The 20,701-nt window shown below is 57.8% G+C and carries 14 protein-coding genes; 8 read left to right on the top strand and 6 right to left on the bottom strand.

Annotated elements, in window-relative coordinates; genetic code table 11:
- Positions 1-5 precede the first annotated feature (5 nt).
- The 6 genes from A3GO_RS0114420 to icmF form a co-directional block, all read right to left on the bottom strand.
- Positions 6-1,991, bottom strand: a complete 1,986-nt coding sequence (locus A3GO_RS0114420) for an AMP-dependent synthetase/ligase (protein WP_029133993.1) — start codon at positions 1,989-1,991, stop codon at positions 6-8.
- A gap of 325 nt (positions 1,992-2,316) precedes the next feature.
- The gene (locus tag A3GO_RS0114415) at positions 2,317-3,150 is read right to left on the bottom strand and encodes a universal stress protein (RefSeq protein ID WP_029133992.1); all 834 of its coding nucleotides are present in this window, start codon (positions 3,148-3,150) and stop codon (positions 2,317-2,319) included.
- A gap of 319 nt (positions 3,151-3,469) precedes the next feature.
- The gene (locus tag A3GO_RS0114410) at positions 3,470-4,909 is read right to left on the bottom strand and encodes a sensor domain-containing diguanylate cyclase (protein WP_029133991.1); all 1,440 of its coding nucleotides are present in this window, start codon (positions 4,907-4,909) and stop codon (positions 3,470-3,472) included.
- Positions 4,910-5,208: 299 nt separating this feature from the next.
- The gene (locus A3GO_RS0114405; protein WP_029133990.1) at positions 5,209-5,994 is read right to left on the bottom strand and encodes an enoyl-CoA hydratase-related protein; all 786 of its coding nucleotides are present in this window, start codon (positions 5,992-5,994) and stop codon (positions 5,209-5,211) included.
- A 156-nt stretch (positions 5,995-6,150) separates the two neighbouring features.
- The gene (locus tag A3GO_RS0114400) at positions 6,151-6,999 is read right to left on the bottom strand and encodes a 3-hydroxybutyryl-CoA dehydrogenase (protein ID WP_029133989.1); all 849 of its coding nucleotides are present in this window, start codon (positions 6,997-6,999) and stop codon (positions 6,151-6,153) included.
- 190 nt (positions 7,000-7,189) lie between these two features.
- Positions 7,190-10,447, bottom strand: coding sequence for a fused isobutyryl-CoA mutase/GTPase IcmF (icmF, locus tag A3GO_RS0114395; RefSeq protein WP_029133988.1), 3,258 nt, complete (start codon positions 10,445-10,447; stop codon positions 7,190-7,192).
- A gap of 405 nt (positions 10,448-10,852) precedes the next feature.
- Here icmF and A3GO_RS0114390 point away from each other — a divergent pair, with 405 nt between their 5' ends.
- From A3GO_RS0114390 to A3GO_RS0114350, 8 genes are all read left to right on the top strand, one after another.
- A complete protein-coding gene (locus tag A3GO_RS0114390; protein ID WP_037375503.1) occupies positions 10,853-11,284 on the top strand; it encodes a MerR family transcriptional regulator in 432 nt (143 codons plus the stop codon).
- Between the two features lie 463 nt (positions 11,285-11,747).
- Positions 11,748-12,911 (top strand): isovaleryl-CoA dehydrogenase, encoded by a 1,164-nt coding sequence (locus A3GO_RS0114380; protein WP_029133986.1) that lies wholly within the window; start codon positions 11,748-11,750, stop codon positions 12,909-12,911.
- 136 nt (positions 12,912-13,047) lie between these two features.
- Complete coding sequence (locus tag A3GO_RS0114375) at positions 13,048-14,232, top strand: acetyl-CoA C-acyltransferase (RefSeq protein WP_029133985.1); 1,185 nt, start codon at positions 13,048-13,050, stop codon at positions 14,230-14,232.
- Between the two features lie 155 nt (positions 14,233-14,387).
- Positions 14,388-15,524: an acyl-CoA dehydrogenase family protein gene (locus A3GO_RS0114370; RefSeq protein ID WP_029133984.1), complete on the top strand. Its 1,137-nt coding sequence runs from the start codon at positions 14,388-14,390 to the stop codon at positions 15,522-15,524.
- A 3-nt stretch (positions 15,525-15,527) separates the two neighbouring features.
- Entirely contained in the window at positions 15,528-16,130 is a 603-nt protein-coding gene (locus A3GO_RS0114365) for a 2-hydroxychromene-2-carboxylate isomerase (protein ID WP_029133983.1), read from the top strand.
- Positions 16,130-17,737, top strand: coding sequence for a carboxyl transferase domain-containing protein (locus A3GO_RS0114360; RefSeq protein WP_029133982.1), 1,608 nt, complete (start codon positions 16,130-16,132; stop codon positions 17,735-17,737). The genes A3GO_RS0114365 and A3GO_RS0114360 overlap by 1 nt, the downstream gene beginning before the upstream one ends.
- Before the next feature lie 16 nt (positions 17,738-17,753).
- The gene (locus A3GO_RS0114355) at positions 17,754-18,557 is read left to right on the top strand and encodes an enoyl-CoA hydratase/isomerase family protein (RefSeq protein WP_418064562.1); all 804 of its coding nucleotides are present in this window, start codon (positions 17,754-17,756) and stop codon (positions 18,555-18,557) included.
- Positions 18,557-20,548: an acetyl/propionyl/methylcrotonyl-CoA carboxylase subunit alpha gene (locus A3GO_RS0114350; protein ID WP_029133980.1), complete on the top strand. Its 1,992-nt coding sequence runs from the start codon at positions 18,557-18,559 to the stop codon at positions 20,546-20,548. The genes A3GO_RS0114355 and A3GO_RS0114350 overlap by 1 nt, the downstream gene beginning before the upstream one ends.
- Positions 20,549-20,701 lie beyond the last annotated feature (153 nt).

The raw sequence follows: 20,701 nt of genomic DNA, 5'->3' as shown, positions 1-20,701 counted from the left end.
TCTCCTCAACTCGCTTTCTTCAGCGGTTCGGTCACATGGGTCTCAGCATTGCGGATACGCAAGTCAGCCTCGATTACACCCCTGCGCCCATCCTCATACTTCACCTCGGTTGAGGTGTGGATTTCGTCGATATCACTGTAGAGCGCTTCCACCAGGTCGTGATATTTCTCCGAGATGAAGCGTCGGCGCACCTTGCGGGTGCGGGTCAGCTCGTCGTCATCCGGGTCCAACTCCTTGTGCAGGATCAGGAAGCGGTGCACCTGGGATTCGCTCAGCATGGGATCGTCGACCAGGTCCCGGTTCGCCTGGTTGACGCATTCCAGGATCAGGTCGTACACCTCCGGCCGGCTCGCCAGATCGGTGTAGCCGGAATAGGGCAGGCCGCGACGCTCTGCCCAGTTACCCACCGACTCCAGGTCGATGTTGATGAAGGCACAAACCTGGTTCCGGTCATGGCCAAACGCCACGGCCTCTTTGATGTGGGGGAAGAACTTGAGCTTGTTCTCCACATAGTTCGGGGCAAAAATGGCTCCGCTGGAGAGCTTGCCGACATCCTTGGCGCGATCGATGATCTTCAAGTGACCGTCCTCGTCCAGAAACCCGGCGTCGCCGGTGAGGAAGTAACCCTCGGCGTTCATGGTCTCCGCCGTGTCTTCCGGCCGGTTGTAATACTCCGCAAACAGCATGGGGCCTTTGACCAGTACCTCGCCGTTGTCGGCGATTTTGATCTCCACCTTGGGGGCCGGTATGCCCACGGTGTCCAACTTGACGTCACCGTTGGGCTGCAGGCAGACATAGGCGCAGGTTTCGGTGGAACCATATAGCTGCTTGAGATTGATACCCAGTGAGCGGTAGAAGCGGAACAGGTCGGGGCCGATGGCGGCACCCGCGGTATAGGCGATGCGCAGCTTGCTCATCCCCAACACGTTACGCAGTGGTCCGTAAACGAAGAAATCACCCAACCGGTAAAGCAGCCGATCGCGAGTGGATACCTCCTTGTTGCCGGAAAGTATCTCGGCGCCGCAACGGCGAGCAACATCCATAAAGTAGTCGAACATGCGGCGCTTGATAGCGCTGGCATCCTGCATGCGAACCATTACCTGAGTGAGCAGATTCTCGAACACCCGGGGCGGTGCGAAGTAGTAGGTGGGGCCGATCTCCCGCATGTCGGTCATTACCGTTTCCGCCGATTCCGGACAGTTGATGGTAAAACCGGTTACCAGCGCCTGGGCGTAGGAGAACAGATGATCGCCCACCCAGGCCATGGGCAGATAAGCGAGCATGCTGTCGTTGTCATTGAGCCCGTCAAACTCGGCGCTTCCGCGAGCGGCCTCGATGAAGGCGTGATGGGTCATGCACACCCCCTTCGGCTTGCCGGTGGTGCCCGAGGTGTAGAGGATTACCGAGATGTCATCGCCGCGTCCCTTGGCGATCTCCTGGTCCAGGTAGTCCGGGTGCTGGGAGTGGAACTCCCGGCCCCGCGCCTGCAACGTCTCGATGTAGGTGCAAAAGCCCTGATCGTAGTCGCGCAAACCCCTGGGATCTTCATAGATCACCGCCTCCAGGGCCGGGTACTGCTCGGTGATTTCGAGCATCTTGTCAGTCTGTTCCTGGTCCTCCACCAGGGCGAATCGCACCTCGGCATCCCCCAGTACATAGGCCATCTCATCGGCCACTGAGTCCTGGTACAGCGGTACCGGTATGCCCCCAAGGCACTGTACGGCAGCGAATCCCCAGTAGAGTCGGGGGCGGTTGTCACCGATGATGGCCAGCTTGTCGCCGCGCTTGAACCCCAGCGCCGCCAGGCCACAGGCCAGCGCCCTGACTTCATCGGACACTTCCGACCAGGTCCATGATTGCCAGATGCCGAGATCCTTTTCACGCATTGCCACCTTGTTGCCGCGAACCCGGGCGTGGTTCAGCAGCAGCTTTGGGAAAGTATCAAGGGTAGCGTTCGTCTGCCCGTCGGGTTGGTTTGGGGATAATGACATTCCCTCAACTCCTCTCACTGTCAATGGTCCGGCGTCGGGGCGCCGGGAGATTTGTTATCTGTTGACGCCGAATTCAGGCGTTAAAAGCGTGATGGATCGTATTCTATTGTTATATTGTTTAATGACGGTTTACGTAAACGTCAATAAATAATTATTTCCGTTTACGTAAACGTAAATTATAGCCAACACTAATTAAAAACGCTTGAATGGTCAATAAGGCGTGCCTCTTTTATTCCATCGTTCGGTACGGATCCTGTCTTTACGTGGAATCCATTGCTGCATCCCACAAGTGACTCGCAGGGTGGTATCCCCCAAATCCAGAAGTTTAGTGCGACATCAGTACCGGCGTGGTCATATGCTCGAATATCTTTTGGGTAACTCCACCCAGGATCAGCTGTCGCAGGCGGTGATGCCCATAGGCGCCCATTACCAACAGGTCAGCTCGTTCATCCGAGAGGCAGTTGAGGATCAGATTACCTTCATCCACGCCTCGCGTAGAGAATTGATCGCTCTCCACCTTGATCCCGTGACGGGCAAGGTGTGCGGCAGCCTGATCAACCGTCACCCCGGAAGGGCGTTTGTCCTTTTTCTTCTGGTTAATGGCGATAACCTTGACCTTTTTTGCCTCTGTCATCAATGGGATAGCGTCGTTCAGCGCGCGAACCGACTCGCGGCCTGGGGTCCAGGCCACGACCGCTTTTTTGCCGACTGTTTTGAAATCACCTGCGTAGGGGATAACCAGCACCGGCCTTCCGCTCTCCAGCACCAGGTGCTCCGGCATCTCTTCCGGGATACTGCCACTAGCGCTCTTTTCATCATATTGGCCGACAATAATCATATCCGCCTGTTGGGTCTGTTGAATTACCTGATTCATCAGCTGTTCCAGATTGCTCGGCAGCTTGGCAGTTATCCAGACCAGCTCAACCCCGGCTTTCTCGGCCAGTTTCGCGTATTTGCCGTGGATCTGCTCGCTCAGTGCTTCGTGGGCCTGGTGACGCTTGGCCATGTTCGGTTCAAAACCCTTCAGACCAGGATCGGCGCGGGCAAACAGTGCGGTCAATCCCGCCTTGTTCTGCTTGGCCAGCTGGATGGCAATCTTTACCCGCTTGTCGCACTGCGGCGTATCATCGATATGAACAAGTATGTCTTTCAATGCCATGGAGCGGTTTCTCCCTTATGCGGATAGCCTTGGTGATCGCTGGCTGCCGCTATTGTTTGTAAATATATTCGCGGTAACGCACCAAACCTGAAAATAGAATTACGTTTACGTAAACGTAACTTGTGAGCAACACTAATTAAAAAAACTCGGGTGGTCAACAGGTGAATTTCCCGAATACTACCTTGACGGTTTTTTTTCTGATCTTCGACGCTTTAATAGCCGGTGGAACCGGTAGAAGTATAGAGAGTGTAGCTCGGGCAGTGGATAACGCCCGTTCGAATGCTGGCTGGAAGGGGGAAGGCGATTCTAATCCTGCAATCTAACCCTCAATGCGGTTGCGTCCTTTGCGTTTCGCCTCGTACAACTGGGTATCCGCTCGAGCAAGCAGGGTTTCACAGGTATCTTCGGGTTCAAATTCGGCAATACCAACGCTGATCGATTTTTGCACCAGCGCCTCTTCCTGATTGGCGGTGGAGAAAATGCGCAGGCGTATTCTGTCCATCAGTTGAGCAGCGGTTTTGGCGTCACAGTCCTGAAACAGGATGACGAACTCGTCGCCACCCCAGCGGGCGATGACGTCGTTTTTGCGGATATGTTCCCGCGCCAGCAGTGATACTGACTGCAACAGGCGGTCGCCTCCCAAGTGGCCTTCCTGATCATTGACCGTCTTCAGGTTATCGACATCGAACAGTGCCAGGGATAGACGGCTGGTGTGACGCCCCACGTTATTAATCACATGGGCGAACAGCACGTCAAAGTATTGCCGGTTGAACAGGCCGGTAAGCTTGTCTGTCTTGGCCATCGACTCCAGGTGGGACTGAAAGTGGTGTATGGTAAAGCCGCTGATCAGCAGCACCAGCAGGGTAATCGCCGCACTGATGATCAGATTGAAGAAAAGCGCATTGCGAAGCGGTGCCAGTGCCACATCCTCGGTCTGTTCCACCAACAGGAACCAGTCAAGCTCCGGTATATAGCGATAGGAGAGCAGTACAGTATCCTGTGCCCGGTCATAGATCAGAAAGCCACTGTCGCCGGTCAGCAATTTGTCCGCGACAGTAGAAATACCGGGTAGCTTCAGGATATTGACTGTGTCGATCATCGATTCATCGGTGTGGCTCTTGATGAACCCTTTACGATCAACAAAATAGATGCTTCTCTGATAGTTCTCGGTGTAGCGATCTATCATGGTTGCCACATTCACTACATCCAGTCCCAGTCCCGTGACACCAATAAAATTGCCGTCAAAGTCGTGCAGCTTATGATTGACGAAGATGGTCAAGTGGTTACGGTTGGCCTCGTTGGCATCCACATCCACCCGGTAGTTTCCCTCATGGGACTCCATGCTGAAGAACCAGCTGTCTTTCGGTACTTGGGGCGAAACGCTCTTCAGTACTCCCTTGGTGTGGTAATAGCGATGGGTCTTGGCAGAAACCAGAAAAGTGGAAGCAACCTGGTACTTCTTCTGTATCTCGGTAAGGTAACGGGTGATCTTGTTGAGGTCTGTTTCACCCTCTATCACCCAGTCCTTGAGAAAGGTGTCATTAGCCATCAGTGACGAGATATAGATCGGTCTTAGCAGGCTGGCCTGGATCTCCGAGTAGATGTTGTTGCTGGTTAGCGGCAGTTCATTGTTTATCAGTGCGGAGCGTATCGAGTTGCTGGAGACCAGATAGTTGGCGAAGTTCACCACGACGAAGCCGGATACCAGGATGGCACCCAGAATAAAGAGCAGTTTCCAGCGTGATGCGAATTGATGCATTGTTATGAGTTTATTTTGTTCTTTTGGATGGGGCCGACTGCAGGATTAGACAGGAGACTGCCGGGGGAGGCAAGGGGGGTAGCTGTAAAAGCGACCGGTGTCTGTGAGTGTTACTCAAACCAGACAGCCCGTTTCTTGCCGCGGGAGTGGTGTCCTCGTTCCCACGCGGAGCATGGGAACGAGAGCGGTGATTCGGGATCTGCCTGCCTACGCGAAACGCAGGGGGCGGGGTTGATTTTGACGGAGCGGTGAGATCGGAGCCTCGTGGTTTTTCTCATTCGACTCCGACCCCTTCCGGTTTAGCGCGCCTTGAACTGCGCTGCACGTTTCTCCAGGAAGGCACCCATGCCCTCCTTCTGATCTTCGGTGGAGAAGCAGAGGCCGAACACCTGGCTCTCCAGCAGGCAGGCGTTGTCCAGGTCCAGGTCCTGGCCCCGCTGCACAGCCTGTTTGGTCAGGCGTACGGATACCGGTCCTTTCTGGTTGATCAGTCGGGCCGTCTCCAGCGCCTTCTCCATCAACTCATCGGCGGCGTAAACATGATTCGCCAGGCCCCAGGCCAGAGCTTCATCGGCCTTTATCTGGCGACCGGTAACCAGCAGTTCCATCGCCTTGGCCCGGCCAATCAACCGGGTCAGCCGCTGGCTGCCGCCAAAACCCGGGGAGACACCAAGATTGACCTCCGGTTGTCCAAACTGGGCTTTCTCCGAGGCAATGATCCAGTCGCAGCTCATGGCCAGTTCATTGCCACCGCCGAGACAGTAGCCGTTGACCACGGCGATGACCGGGATATCCAGGGTTTCCAGGCGCCGAAAGGCGCGCATCCCTTTCTGCGAGAAGACCTGCCCTTCGATGGCGCTCTTGTCCCGCATCTCTGCGATGTCGGCACCGGCCACAAAGGCCTTGTCTCCGGCGCCGGTGACCAGCAGCACCCGGGCGTCCGGGGTGTTAGCGAGCTGTTCACCGGCCGCGTAGATTTCATCCAGGGTGGCGCTGTTGAGCGCATTGAAGCTGCGCGGGCGGTTGACGGTCAGCTTGTAGATGCCGGTTTCAACCTGTTCCAGGAGGATGTTTTCAAATTCCATAGTGGCCTCGCCTGTTGGCTATTTGATCGATGGTTGTTGCCACGATTTATGCACTAACCCGGGCTAGCCGGGTTAGTAATCGGCCCGGGGCGGGCCTCCTACAAGTGAACCCTGTCTGTAGGAGCGGCGCCCCCGCCGCGATCAGTGGCCCGATGATTAGTAATCGTAGAAACCCTTGCCGCTCTTGCGTCCCAGGTAGCCGGCATCCACCATGCGACGGAGCAGGGGGCAGGGGCGGTACTTGGTATCGCCCATCCCTTCATGCAGTACCTCCATGATGGAGAGGCAGGTGTCCAGGCCGATCAGGTCTGCCAGGGCCAGCGGACCCATGGGGTGGTTCATGCCCAGCTTCATCACCTCGTCAATCGCCTCGACCGTGGCCACGCCCTCGTACAGGGTGTAGATCGCCTCGTTGATCATTGGCAGCAGGATGCGGTTGGAGACAAAACCCGGGCTGTCGTTGACCTCCACCGGCACCTTGCCGATCTTTTTCGACAGGTCGTCGATCAGCTGGTACACCTCGTCACTGGTCTGCAGGGCGCGGATCACCTCCACCAGCTTCATTACCGGGACCGGGTTCATGAAGTGCATGCCGATCACCTTCTCCGGGCGCTGGGTCTCCCGGGCGATTCGGGTGAGGGAGATGGAGGAGGTGTTGGTGGCGAGTACCGCCTCGGGTTTACAGATGCGATCCAGCTCCTGGAAGATCTTGCTCTTGATCTCCAGGTTTTCACTGGCCGCTTCCACAATCAAATCAGCTCCGGCCAGTTCATCCAGACTGGTCACACCACTGATATTGGCCAGGGTGGCGGACTTGTCCGCTGCACTGATCTTCTCTTTCTGCAGCATCCGGTCGAGATTTTTTTCAATGGTATCCAGGCCGCGTTGAAGTGGAGCGTCGGCGATGTCATGCAGGATGACCTTGAATCCTGCGGCGGCAAAGACCTGAGCGATGCCGTTCCCCATGGTACCGGCCCCGATGACACCAACTGAATTAACTTGCATATCAACCTCTGGTAAACGTGAAATATATTACATATTACAAAGGATTTTTCTGCGGAGTGCAAAAGCAATTGCCCGACCGCAATGGTCTGCTTATCTGTTATTTTTAATAAATAATATAAACAGTAAGTTACCTTTGATTATTGAAGTAGCCAGTAAATAAACATGGGGGCGGAATCCCCCATGAATTTGGTTACATATTGCGGCGGTATTGCCCGCCCACCTCATACAGGGCGTTGGATATCTGCCCCAGGGAGCAGCTGCGAACGGCATTCATCAGCTCAACGAAGATGTTTTCGTTGTTGATGGCGGCGCTGCGAATCCGCTCCAGTGCGGTATCGGCCGCCGTAGCATGGCGTTGATTGAACTCACGCAGCCGTTTGATCTGGCTCAGCTTCTCCTCTTCAGTGGAGCGGGCCAGTTCGATCGTCACCTCTTCATTACCCTTCGGGTTGAGGAAGGTGTTGACGCCGATGATTGGCAAGGAGCCGTCGTGCTTCATGTGTTCGTAGTGGAGGGACTCATCCTGGATCTTGCCGCGCTGGTAGCCGGTCTCCATGGCACCCAACACGCCGCCCCGTTCAGAGATGCGTTCAAACTCGCTGAGCACGGCCTCTTCCACCAACTCTGTCAGCTCGTCGATGATGAAGGCGCCCTGGTTCGGGTTCTCGTTTTTGGTCAGGCCCCACTCATTGTTGATAATCAACTGGATCGCCAGGGCGCGGCGTACCGACTCCTCGGTCGGGGTAGTGATCGCCTCGTCATAGGCGTTGGTGTGCAGGCTGTTGCAGTTGTCATAAATAGCGATCAGCGCCTGCAGGGTGGTGCGGATATCATTGAAATCCATCTCCTGGGCGTGCAGTGAGCGGCCGGAGGTCTGAATGTGGTACTTGAGCTTCTGGCTGCGCTCGTTGGCGCCGTACTTGAAGCGCATGGCCGTGGCCCAGATGCGCCGCGCCACCCGGCCCATGACGGTGTACTCCGGGTCCATGCCGTTGCTGAAGAAGAACGACAGGTTGGGGGCGAACTCATCGATGTCCATGCCGCGGGCCAGGTAGGTCTCCACATAGGTGAAGCCGTTGGCCAGGGTGAAGGCGAGCTGGGAGATCGGGTTGGCTCCGGCCTCGGCAATGTGGTAACCGGAGATGGAGACGGAGTAGAAATTGCGCACCTGGTGGTGCACGAAGTACTCCTGGATATCGCCCATCAGCTTGAGTGCGAATTCGGTGGAGAAGATGCAGGTGTTCTGCCCCTGGTCCTCTTTCAGAATATCCGCCTGCACCGTGCCGCGTACATTGGAGAGCGTCCAGGCGCGGATCTTCTCGATCTCCTCATCGGTGGGTTGGCGGCCGTTGTCGGTTTCGAATTTGTTGATCTGCTGATCGATGGCGGAGTTAAGGAACATGGCCAGGATCATCGGTGCCGGGCCGTTCACCGTCATCGATACCGAGGTGCTCGGATTGCAGAGATCGAACCCGTCGTACAGCACTTTCATGTCATCCAGGGTGGCGATGGAGACGCCCGAGTTGCCGATCTTGCCATAGATATCGGGTCGTTCGTCAGGATCGCAGCCGTACAGGGTGACCGAGTCAAATGCGGTAGAAAGTCTTTTAGCATCAGAGTGTTCTGACAACTTCTTAAAGCGACGGTTAGTGCGGAATGCATCCCCTTCACCGGCAAACATGCGGGTCGGGTCCTCGCCTTCACGCTTGAACGCGAACACCCCGGCCGTGTAGGGGAAGGTGCCGGGTACGTTCTCCAGCAGCAGCCACTTCAACAGCTCGCCGTGGTCCTCGTATTTCGGCAGTACCACCTTGGGGATCTTGGTGCCGGAGAGGGTGGTACGGGTGATCTGGGTACGGATCTCCTTGTCGCGGATCTTCACCACGTACTCATCACCGGCGTAACTCTGTTTCACCTGCGGCCAGATCTCCAACAGCTTTTTCGCCCGTTGGTCCAGCGCTTCATCACGTTCGGCGATCAGCCGGTCCAGGTCCGCAACCATGCTGCCGGCCTCGCCCAGCATGCGTTTGGATTCGCTCAGTTGTTGCCGCTCGCGGGCAATCCGTGCCTGGGTTGCCACCGTCCTTTTATAGCCACGTACCGATTCCGCGATCTCCGCCAGATAGCGCGCCCGCTGGGGCGGCACGATCACCTGCTTGCCGGTGGAGCATTTTTCGTCGCCGCGGGGGAGGCTGTCCTCGCTGACGGTCATGCCCAGTTCCGCCAACTTGTCACGCAGGCCATGATACAGGGCGGTCACGCCCTCATCGTTGAAGCGGGCCGCAATGGTGCCGTAGACCGGCATCTCTTCCACCGGCGTGCTGAACGCCTCCTGGTTGCGTTGTACCTGTTTGCGCACATCCCGAAAGGCGTCCTCCGCTCCTTTGCGGTCGAACTTGTTAATGGCAATGAAGTCGGCAAAGTCCAGCATGTCGATCTTTTCCAGCTGGCTCTGGGCGCCGAACTCCGGAGTCATCACATAAAGTGAGGCGTCCACCAGCGGCACAATGCCGGCATCGCCCTGGCCGATGCCTGGGGTCTCGACAATGATGAAGTCAAAATCGGCCAGTTTGCACGCCTTGACGATATCCGCCACATAGTCCGGCACCTCACCACTGGCGTCACGGGTAGCGACCGAGCGGAAGAAGATATTCGGATGCTCGATGGCGTTCATGCGGATACGGTCGCCCAGCAGGGCACCGCCGGTTTTTCGGCGGGTCGGATCGACGGCAATAATGGCGATCTTGAGCTGGTCCTGCTGGCCCAGCCGGAAGCGGCGGATCAGCTCGTCAGTCAGGGAAGACTTGCCGGAACCACCAGTACCGGTGATACCCAGTACCGGGATCTGCTTCTTTACTGTCAGGGCTGCTTCGGAAACCTGTTCCGAAAGGGTGTTGTCGCTGTTCTCAAGTCGGGTGATGATCTGGGACAGTGCCCGCCAATCACCCTTTATGACCGGCTCAAGGCTGTCGGGGGCGAACTGGCCGGGATCGAAATCGCTCTGTTCCATGGCGAACTGGATCATTCCCTGCAGGCCCATTTTCTGGCCGTCCTCCGGAGAGAAGATGCGGGTCACGCCGTAGTCGTGCAGTGCCTTGATCTCTTCCGGCACAATCACACCACCACCACCGGCAAAGACGCGTATCTCCTGACCGCCGCGCTCCTTCAGCATATCCACCATGTACTTCAGGTATTCGACATGGCCGCCCTGATAGGAACTGATGGCGATGCCCTGGACATCCTCCTGCAGCGCGGCATTGACTATCTCGGCAACCGAACGGTTATGCCCCAGATGGATCACCTCGGCGCCCTGGGCCTGAAGGATACGTCGCATGATGTTAATGGAAGCGTCATGGCCATCAAACAGGCTGGCAGCCGTTACAAAGCGTATTTTGTTCTGTTGGTGAGCAATGCCGACCACATTGTTTGCCTGAAGGACGTTCGACATAATGTCTCCGGTGTAATTCTGTAACTTACTGTAAATAAAAATAAATATCGTTTTACTGGTGATTGGGTGTCCGGTCCGGGGCACTCTCTCGGATCGTATTCAGACTAAAGCTACCTTACGTTAACGTAAACGTCAATGATATGCTCTCGGTCGACGGAGGTCGCAAATTGGGCGACTCGACCATGTTAGGAATAGAAAGTATAGTGACGTTTACGTAAACGTAGGTTATAACAATAGGCAGCAGGTTTTGCCGTTCAGCGTCGTCACCGTTGAGTATGGCACTCATAAAAGCAAACTGCGGTCAGTTTTGCCCGGAAATTATCATCACCGTAAACAGGAGCCGGCGACGGACAGCACGGTGTACCGATCTATAAAAAGCACTGTTAACTGGGATAGAATATGCTAATGGATAAACTACACGACGATCCGGCTGACGATGTCGAAACCATGAAAGGCACCACCTATACCATCTCCGAACTGGCCAAGGAGTTCGATGTCACGCCAAGAGCTATCCGCTTCTATGAGGATCAGGGTTTGATCTCCCCCAGTCGGAAAGGACGGCGACGGGTCTATCGTGAACGCGATCGGGTGCGTCTTAAACTGGTGCTGCGGGGCAAGCGGCTCGGTTTTCCACTCTCCGAAGTAAAAGAGATGTTCGATCTGTACGATACCTCGCCCGGTGAGTCCGGCCAGTTGCGCTTTCTGATTGATAAAATCAAGGCCCGGCGCGAGATGCTGGAACAGCAGCGTCAGGATATCGAGGCGGTGCTGCACGAGATGGAAAGCGTCGAGAAGCGCGCTCTGAATGTGCTCAGCGAGCTGGATAGTGATGGTTGATGGTGGCGCCTTTTTGGTCTGCCACTGTTATTCAGAAACCATCGCCCATAATTACCTGTTAACTCTTCCGTGCCCCTAGGTAAGCGAGTTAAATACCCGGTGGGTGGACAAAAGCTGGCTTGCCCCATACAGCTGCGGTTCTTTTCATCTTCATCCCTCTCTTGTCCGTTCTACTTAATTGCCGCTGTTTGAATTTCTGAACGCTGTTTTCCTCTTCATTCTATAGTTGAGTAACAGCGGGTATTAAAAATATATTGCAGTTGACGTTAACGTAAACGTAAGTTATGTTTTGCGTCGGTTGTTGAGTTCCGGCGGATTTCGGTTTTGACCAATGATTACCGGTTTGGTGTGGTTGCCCCATTTGGCACGCGTCTGCATCTCTTGGCGGACGGGTGACAGTATCCACACCGTATATTTTGAGAGGCTGTCTGCCTGCGGCAGCATCTGTTAAGGAGAAATCTGAATGATCCACCTGCCTTCGTTGAATTTTGATCTGGGTGAAACCGTAGAGATGTTGCGTGATTCCGTGCAGGAGTTTACCGCCGCCGAAATTGCACCCATCGCGGCGGAAACGGACGAAAAGAACGAGTTCCCCAACCATCTGTGGAAAAAATTGGGTGATATGGGGCTGCTGGGTATCACTGTTTCCGAAGAATTTGGCGGTAGTGAAATGGGTTACCTGGCTCACATGGTGGCCATGGAAGAGATCAGCCGCGCCTCCGCCTCTATCGGTCTCAGTTATGGCGCCCATTCCAACCTCTGCGTTAACCAGATCAAGCGTAACGGCAATCAGGCACAGAAAGAGAAATATCTGCCGAAACTGATTACCGGTGAACATATTGGTGCCCTGGCCATGTCCGAGCCGAATGCCGGTTCCGACGTGGTCGGCATGCGCCTCAAGGCCGAGAAGCGGGGGGATCGCTATATTCTTAACGGCAACAAGATGTGGATCACCAATGGCCCGGATGCCCATGTGATGGTGGTCTATGCCAAGACCGATCCCAGTGCCGGTGCGAAAGGCATTACCGCCTTTATCATCGAACGGGAGTTCGGCGTCAAAAGTGCCCAGAAGCTGGATAAGCTCGGCATGCGCGGTTCCAACACCGGTGAACTGGTGTTCGAGGATGTGGAAGTACCGGAGGAGAACATACTCGGTGGCCTCAATCAGGGCGTCAAAGTGCTGATGAGCGGTCTCGATTACGAGCGCGCCGTGCTTTCCGGCGGTCCGCTGGGCATCATGCAGGCGTGCATGGACGTGGTCGTGCCTTACGTTCACGAGCGCGAACAGTTTGGTCGCCCCATCGGTGAGTTTGAGCTGATGCAGGGCAAGCTGGCCGATATGTACACCACCCTGAACGCCTGCAAGGCCTATGTCTATGCGGTCGGCAAGGCGTGCGATCGCGGCGAGACCACCCGCAAGGATGCCGCCGGTGCCATTCTCTATTCTGCGGAAAAAGCCACCTGGATGGCCCTGGAGGCGATCCAGACCCTGGGCGGCAACGGCTACATCAATGAGTATCCCACCGGCCGCTTCCTGCGGGATGCCAAGCTCTACGAGATCGGTGCCGGTACGTCGGAGATCCGTCGCATGCTGATCGGTCGGGAGCTGTTCAACGAGACCCGCTAGCCGGTACTGACGGGCAGCCTGGACACGGCAGGTATAGGGGCGAGTCGCAGGATGGGGTGAGCGAAGCGAACCCCATCATCTGTTACCGGTAGAGTCCCACACAAAATTGAGTATTTGAACAGACCGGAGTTATTCCATGAGTGATCCAATTGTCATCGTTGATATCGCCCGTACCCCGATGGGCGGTTTTCAGGGCGCCCTCGCTGCATTGACCGCGCCTCAGCTCGGCTCGGCGGCCATCGCCGCAGCGGTTTCGCGGGCCGGTATCAGTCCCGAGGATGTCCAGGAGGTGCTGATGGGTAACGTGTTGACCGCCGGTATCGGCCAGGCGCCCACGCGCCAGGCGGCGCTCGGTGCCGGTATTCCCCTGAGCACCCCCTGTGCCGGTATCAGCAAGGTGTGCGGTTCCGGTATGAAGGCCGTGATGCTGGCCCATGACCTGATCAAGGCCGGCAGCAACCAGGTGATGGTGGCCGGTGGCATGGAATCCATGAGTAACGCCCCCTATCTGCTGGAGAAGGCACGAGGCGGTTATCGCCTGGGCCATGGCAAGGTGATGGATCATATGTTCCTGGACGGTCTGGAAGACGCCTACTTCGACCGGGGTGCACTGATGGGAACCTTTGCCGAACAGTGTGCCGATCACTTCAAATTCAGCCGCGAACAGCAGGATGAGTTTGCCATTGCCTCCCTCAGTCGTGCCAATGCCGCGATCGAGGCGGGCCGTTTCGAGCGTGAAATAGTCCCGGTGACCATTTCGGGGCGCGGTGGTGATACCCAGGTGGCCATTGACGAGCAGCCCGGCAAGGCCCGCCCGGAGAAGATACCCAGCCTGCGTCCCGCCTTCCGCAAGGACGGCACCGTGACTCCGGCCAACTCCAGTTCCATCTCCGACGGCGCGGCGGCCCTGGTGCTGATGCGTGCCTCGGAAGCCGAACGACGCGGTCTCTCTCCCAGGGCAGTGATCCATGGCCATGCCGGTTATGCCGGCGAGCCCTGCTGGTTCACCACCGCCCCGGTCTACGCCATGCAGAATCTGCTGCAGCGGCTGGAGTGGAACAAACAAGATGTGGACCTGTGGGAGATCAACGAGGCATTTGCCGTAGTCACCATGGCGGCCATGCGCGAGATGGGACTGGATCATGAAAAAGTGAACATCAACGGCGGCGCCTGTGCCCTGGGTCACCCGATCGGTGCCTCCGGCGCACGTATCATCGTCACCCTGCTGGCGGCGCTGGAAGAGCAGGGGCTGAAGCGCGGTGTCGCTTCCCTCTGCATCGGTGGCGGTGAGGCCACTGCGGTTGCCATTGAGCGGCTGTAACACATACTGCAGGAGCGGCGTCCCCGTCGTGATTATCGGCCCGGGGGCGGGCCTCCTGCCGCGAAATTGCCCGTAGGAGCGGCGCCTCGCCGCGAACAACCGGCCTGGAGCGGGCTGGTATGAATAACAAAATAGTGACCCACAGGAGCCGTTGAATGATCCTCACTGAAGAACAGCGCATGATCCGTGACATGGCACGGGACTTTGCCCGGGAGCGCCTTGCTCCCAATGCTGCCGAGTGGGACCGGGAGAGTATCTTTCCATCCGATGAACTGAAGGAACTGGGGGCGCTCGGCCTGTTCGGTATGACCATTCCCGAGGAGTGGGGTGGCGCAGGCACCGACTATCTCTCATTTGCCCTGGCGATCGAGGAGATTGCCGCAGGTGATGGCGCCTGCTCGACTATCCTGAGTGTCAACAACTCGGTGGTCTGCGGACCGCTGCTGAAATTCGGCAGCGACTATCTCAAGCAGACCTATTTGAAGCCGCTCGCCTCCGGCGAGATGCTTGGCTGCTTCTGTCTCACCGAACCCCAGGCCGGTTCCGATGCCTCGGCGCTGAAGATGCGTGCGCTGCGCGATGGCGATGAATATGTGCTGAACGGCACCAAGCAGTTCATTACCTCTGGCAAGTATGCCCAGGTGGCGATCGTGTTTGCCGTGACCGATCCGGCGGCAGGAAAGAAGGGGATCAGCGCCTTCGTGGTACCTACCGACAACCCGGGTTACAAGGTGGCCAATATCGAGCAGAAGATGGGCCAGCACGCCTCGGATACCGCACAAATTTTCTTCGACGAGTGCCGCATCCCGGCGGATCACCTGATCGGGCAGGAGGGTGAGGGCTACAAGATTGCGCTAAGCAATCTGGAGAGTGGGCGCATCGGCATTGCCGCCCAGTGTGTCGGCATGGCACGGGCGGCCTATCAGGCGGCACTTGACTATGCGCGGGAGCGGGAGAGTTTTGGCACGCCGATTATCAATCACCAGGCGGTGGCCTTCCGGCTGGCCGATATGGCCACGCAACTGGAGGCGGCCCACCTGATGGTGATGAACGCGGCGGTGCTGCGGGATGCGGCTCAGCCCTGTCTCAAAGAGGCCTGCATGGCGAAGCTGTTTGCCTCCGAGGCGGCGGAACAGATCTGTTCGGCGGCGATTCAGGTGCATGGTGGATACGGCTATCTGAAGGATTTTCCGGTGGAGCGCATCTATCGTGATGTGCGTATCTCGCAGATTTATGAAGGCACCAGTGACATACAGCGTATTGTCATCTCCCGTGCCATTGCCGAGGAGTGAGCCATGAGTGCCCCGCTGGAGTTCTATTTCGATTTCTACTCACCCTATGGCTATCTGGCCAGTGCCCGCATTGATGAGATTGCCACCAAACATGGGCGGGAGGTGATCTGGCGGCCCTTTCTGGTGGGGGCGACCTTCGCCCTGACCGGCGCCCGTCCACTGGTGGATATCCCGCTGCAGGGTGACTATTCACTGCATGACATGCGACGCTGCGCCCGTGAACAGGGCCTGCCATTCCAGCTGCCTGACAACTTTCCCAAGGCGGCCCTGGCTGCTTCCCGCGCCTTTTACTGGCTGGTGGATGCACAGCCGGAGAAGGCGAAGGCCCTGGCCAGAAAAATCTACCACGCCACCTTTGGCGAGGGGCGTGATGGCACCGACGCCAACCTGGTGGCTGATCTGGCCGTTCCACTTGGTATTGATCGGGAGCAACTGCTGCTGGGGATGCAGAGTCCGGAAGTGAAGGCGCGACTGAAACAGGAAACGGAGGCGGCTGTGGCGCGTGGGGTATTTGGCTCGCCCTATATCTTTGTAGACGGTGAACCCTTCTGGGGTAATGACCGGCTGGAGCAGGTCGACCGCTGGTTAGCGACAGGAGGCTGGTAATGTCGGTCATCAAGAGCAGTATCAATCGCAAAAGTGAACAGTATCGGGAGAACCAGGTGTTCATGCAGGCGCTGGTGGCCGATCTGCGTGAGCGGGTGGAGGTGATTGCCGAGGGTGGTGGCGAGCGGGCCCGGGAAAAGCATTTGAAGCGGGGCAAACTGCTGCCGCGTGAACGTATCCGCGTACTGCTGGATACCGGCTCGCCGTTTCTGGAACTGTCCCAGTTTGCCGCCTTCGGCATGTACAACAACGAGGTGCCGGCGGCGGGGGTGATTACCGGCATCGGCCGGGTCTGTGGTCAGGAGTGCATGATCATTGCCAACGACGCCACGGTGAAGGGCGGCAGCTATTTCCCGATGACGGTGAAAAAGCATATTCGCGCGCAGGAGATCGCCCGGGAAAACCGGCTCCCCTGTATCTACCTGGTAGACTCGGGTGGCGCCAATCTGCCGACCCAGGACGAGGTGTTTCCCGACCGTGAACACTTTGGTCGCATCTTCTATAACCAGGCCAACATGTCGGCCCAGGGCATCCCTCAGGTTGCCGTGGTGATGGGTTCCTGTACCGCGGGTGGTGCCTATGTGCCGGCCATGTCGGATGAGAGCATTATCGTCAAGGAGCAGGGCACCATTTTCCTCGGCGGCCCGCCGCTGGTGAAGGCGGCCACTGGCGCGGTGGTGACGGCGGAGGAGCTGGGCGGGGCGGATGTGCATTCGCGCACCTCGGGTGTTACCGATCACTACGCCATGAACGACTCCCACGCGCTGGGGCTGGCCCGCCGCGTGGTCAACACCCTGAACCGTGACAAGCGGCCCGAGGTAACGCTGCGCCAGCCGGTGGAACCGCTCTATCCGAAGGAGGATATTTACGGCATCGTGCCCACCGACCTGCGCAAGCCGTTCGATATCCGCGAGGTGATCGCCCGGGTGGTGGACGGCAGCGAGCTGGACGAATTCAAAAAGCTCTACGGCACCACCCTGATCTGCGGCTTTGCCCATATCCACGGCTACCCGGTAGGCATTGTCGCCAACAACGGTATCCTGTTTTCCGAGTCGGCCCAGAAGGGTGCGCACTTTGTCGAACTCTGTGCCCAGCGCGGTATCCCGCTGGTGTTCCTGCAGAACGTCACCGGCTTCATGGTGGGCAAGAAGTATGAGGCGGGTGGCATCGCCAAGGACGGGGCCAAGATGGTGACCGCCGTGGCCTGTGCCAAAGTACCCAAGTTCACCATTATCGTCGGTGGCAGTTTTGGTGCCGGCAACTACGCCATGTGTGGCCGTGCCTATGGCTCCCGCTTCCTCTGGATGTGGCCCAACGCCCGGGTCTCGGTGATGGGTGGGGAACAGGCCGCCAACGTGCTGGGGCAGATCAAGCGTGACGCCCTGGAGGCGCGTGGTGAAAGCTGGGCGGCGGCGGACGAGGAGGCCTTCAAGGCGCCCATCCGTGATCAGTACGAACACCAGGGACATCCTTACTACGCCAGTGCCCGCCTGTGGGATGATGGAATTATCGACCCGGCGGATACCCGCACGGTGCTGGGACTGGGCCTCTCGGCAGCGTTGAATGCGCCGGTGGAAAAGACCACTTTCGGCATCTTCAGGATGTAACAGGGAATTGACAGAGATGATGGCAGAAAACTCGGTAATACTGGCGGTGGATGAGCGCGGTGTCGCAACGCTCACCATCAACCGTCCGGAGATTCACAACGCATTTGATGATGTCCTGATCTCGAGGCTGCTGCAGGCCCTGGACTCGGTTGAGGTCGATCCCGGGGTGCGGGTGGTCGTGTTGCGTTCCGAAGGCAAGAGCTTCTCGGCGGGTGCCGATCTGAACTGGATGCGGCGTATGGCCGATTACAGCGAGGCGGAAAACCTCGCTGATGCGCGCATGCTGGCCAGTCTGATGGAGAAACTTAACGGTCTCTCCAAGCCAACCATTGCTCAGGTACAGGGCGCGGCCTTTGGCGGCGGTGTCGGGCTGGTGGCCTGTTGTGACATGGCGGTGGCGGTGGCAGGGGCGAAGTTCTCTCTTTCTGAAGTACGGTTGGGTCTGATCCCGGCAGTCATCTCCCCCTATGTAATTGCGGCCATGGGTGAACGCGCTGCGCGCCGTTACTTCCTCACCGCCGAGCGCTTTGATGCCACGGAGGCATTGCGTCTGGGTCTGCTGCATGCGGTGGTGCCGGAAGGACAGTTACAAGCACAGGTCGATGATTTGATTGAGGAGTTGCTGAAGGGTGGCCCCGGTTCACAGGCGGCCGCTAAGTCCCTCATCTTCGCTGTGTCGCGTCAGCCGACCAGCGAGGCAGTGATTGAGGATACCGCCAGAAGAATTACTGCTGCCCGATCGTCGGATGAGGGCAAGGAGGGGTTGGGCGCCTTCCTGAACAAACGCACACCGGCCTGGATATCCGAGGATCTACAGTGATGTTTGACAAGATACTGATTGCCAACCGGGGCGAGATTGCCTGCAGGGTCGCCCGTACCGCCCGTCGCCTTGGCATCACCACGGTTGCTGTCTACTCAGAGGCCGATGCCGAGGCGATGCATGTGGCGTTGTGTGACGAGGCTTATCTGATAGGGCCCGCACCCGCCAAGGAGAGTTACCTGCGGGCCGACAAGATCCTGGCGGTGGCCAAGGCATCCGGCGCCCAGGCGGTACATCCCGGCTATGGCTTCCTGTCGGAAAACGCCGAGTTTGCCGAGGCGTGCCAGGCGGCGGGTATCGCCTTTATCGGCCCACCTGCATCAGCCATTGTCGCCATGGGCTCGAAGAGCGAGGCGAAACGGATCATGAGTGAGGCCAATGTACCGCTGGTGCCTGGCTATCATGGCAATGACCAGTCACCCGAGACTCTGAAGCGTGAAGCCAACACGATGGGTTATCCACTGCTGATCAAGGCTACCGCCGGTGGCGGAGGCAAGGGCATGCGGGTAGTCAACAACGCCGAAGGATTCATGGATGGCCTGAATGCCGCCAGGCGAGAGGCGATTGCTTCTTTTGGCGACGACAAGGTGCTGCTGGAGCGTTATCTGCTGGCGCCACGTCATGTGGAGCTGCAGGTATTTGCCGACAGCCAGGGCAACGCGGTACACCTGTTTGAACGTGACTGTTCGGTACAACGTCGCCATCAGAAGGTGCTGGAAGAGGCGCCGGCCCCCGGTATGACTCCCGAACTGCGTGCGGCGATGGGCGAAGCGGCCACCAATGCCGCCCAGGCAATCGGCTATGTCGGTGCTGGAACTGTTGAATTCCTGCTCGACAGCGACGGTAAATTCTACTTCATGGAGATGAATACCCGGCTGCAGGTAGAACATCCGGTAACCGAGATGATCTCCGGACAGGACTTGGTGGAGTGGCAGCTCAAGGTGGCGTCCGGTGAAGCGTTACCGATGAACCAGTCCGAGCTGCGTATCAATGGTCACGCCTTTGAGGCACGGGTCTACGCCGAGAATCCGGCAAAGGATTTCCTGCCCGCCACCGGCAGGCTGCGTTATCTGCAGACCCCGGAGCAGGGCCCCTGTGTGCGGGTCGATACCGGAGTGGAGCAGGGCGATGAAGTGAGTGTCCATTACGATCCGATGATTGCCAAGCTGATTGTCTGGGGCGAGGACCGGGCCAGTGCGCTGCACAAGCTGCGTGCGGCACTGGCCGATTACCGGGTCGTCGGCGTCACTACCAATCTTGAGTTTCTCTCCACCCTCTGCGCACTGCCGGCCTTTGCCAACGCCGAGCTGGACACCGGCTTTATTGAAAAGCATGAGGCGGAGCTGTTTCCGGCGGCCGAGGTGCTGTCGGATGATATCCTGGCGATCGCGGCGCTCTACGAACTGCTGGGTGAGCAGCGGCAGACGTTACAGCGCCAGGCCCACTCCAACGATCCGTTCTCTCCCTGGGGCCGGACTACCGGCTGGCGCATGAACCAGGACAGCTTCCATGCCCTGCATTGGGCCACCGAAAGTGACCATGGCAGCGTGGTGGCCCACTATCGGGACGCTGCTTTCCTGCTGGAACTGCCGGGTGGCGAGTGTCTGGTTTCCGGCGAAATCCTGGACAATGGTGATCTGCTGGCGGATCTGGGTGGGCGCCGCTTCAAGGTGGCGGTGATCAAGCACGGTCAGGAACTGACTATTCTGCATCAGGGCCGTTCCTGGCAGCTCGCACTCACCGATCCGCGGCTGGAAGCGCTGGAGGGCGAGGGAGCCGGAGGCAGCCTGGTGGCGCCCATGACCGGCAACGTGATTGCCATCAACGTGGTCGAAGGGGATGTGGTCAAACAGGGTGATGCGGTGATGATTGTGGAGGCCATGAAGATGGAACACACCATCACGGCCCCGACCGACGGGACAGTGAAGGAGATCCGTTTCGCGGTGGGCGACCAGGTGGAAGATGGTGAGCCGTTGCTGGTGATCGAATAGGGAGAATACCCGTGTAGGTTGGGTTAGCCCAAAGGGCGTAACCCAACAAATAACCACCAAACAACAGTAGTGGTACCCAATGACCGTAACCCAACAAGTTGCCCCAGGCCTTTAAATAATCGCATGTCAGATAGCGCAGCCAACTGCAAGGGA

The organism is Sedimenticola selenatireducens DSM 17993 (assembly GCF_000428045.1).
Taxonomy (GTDB): Bacteria; Pseudomonadota; Gammaproteobacteria; order Chromatiales; family Chromatiaceae; genus Sedimenticola; species Sedimenticola selenatireducens.
The sequence above is the reverse complement of the archived record's forward strand: the minus strand, read 5'-3'. Positions and strand labels throughout refer to the sequence as shown.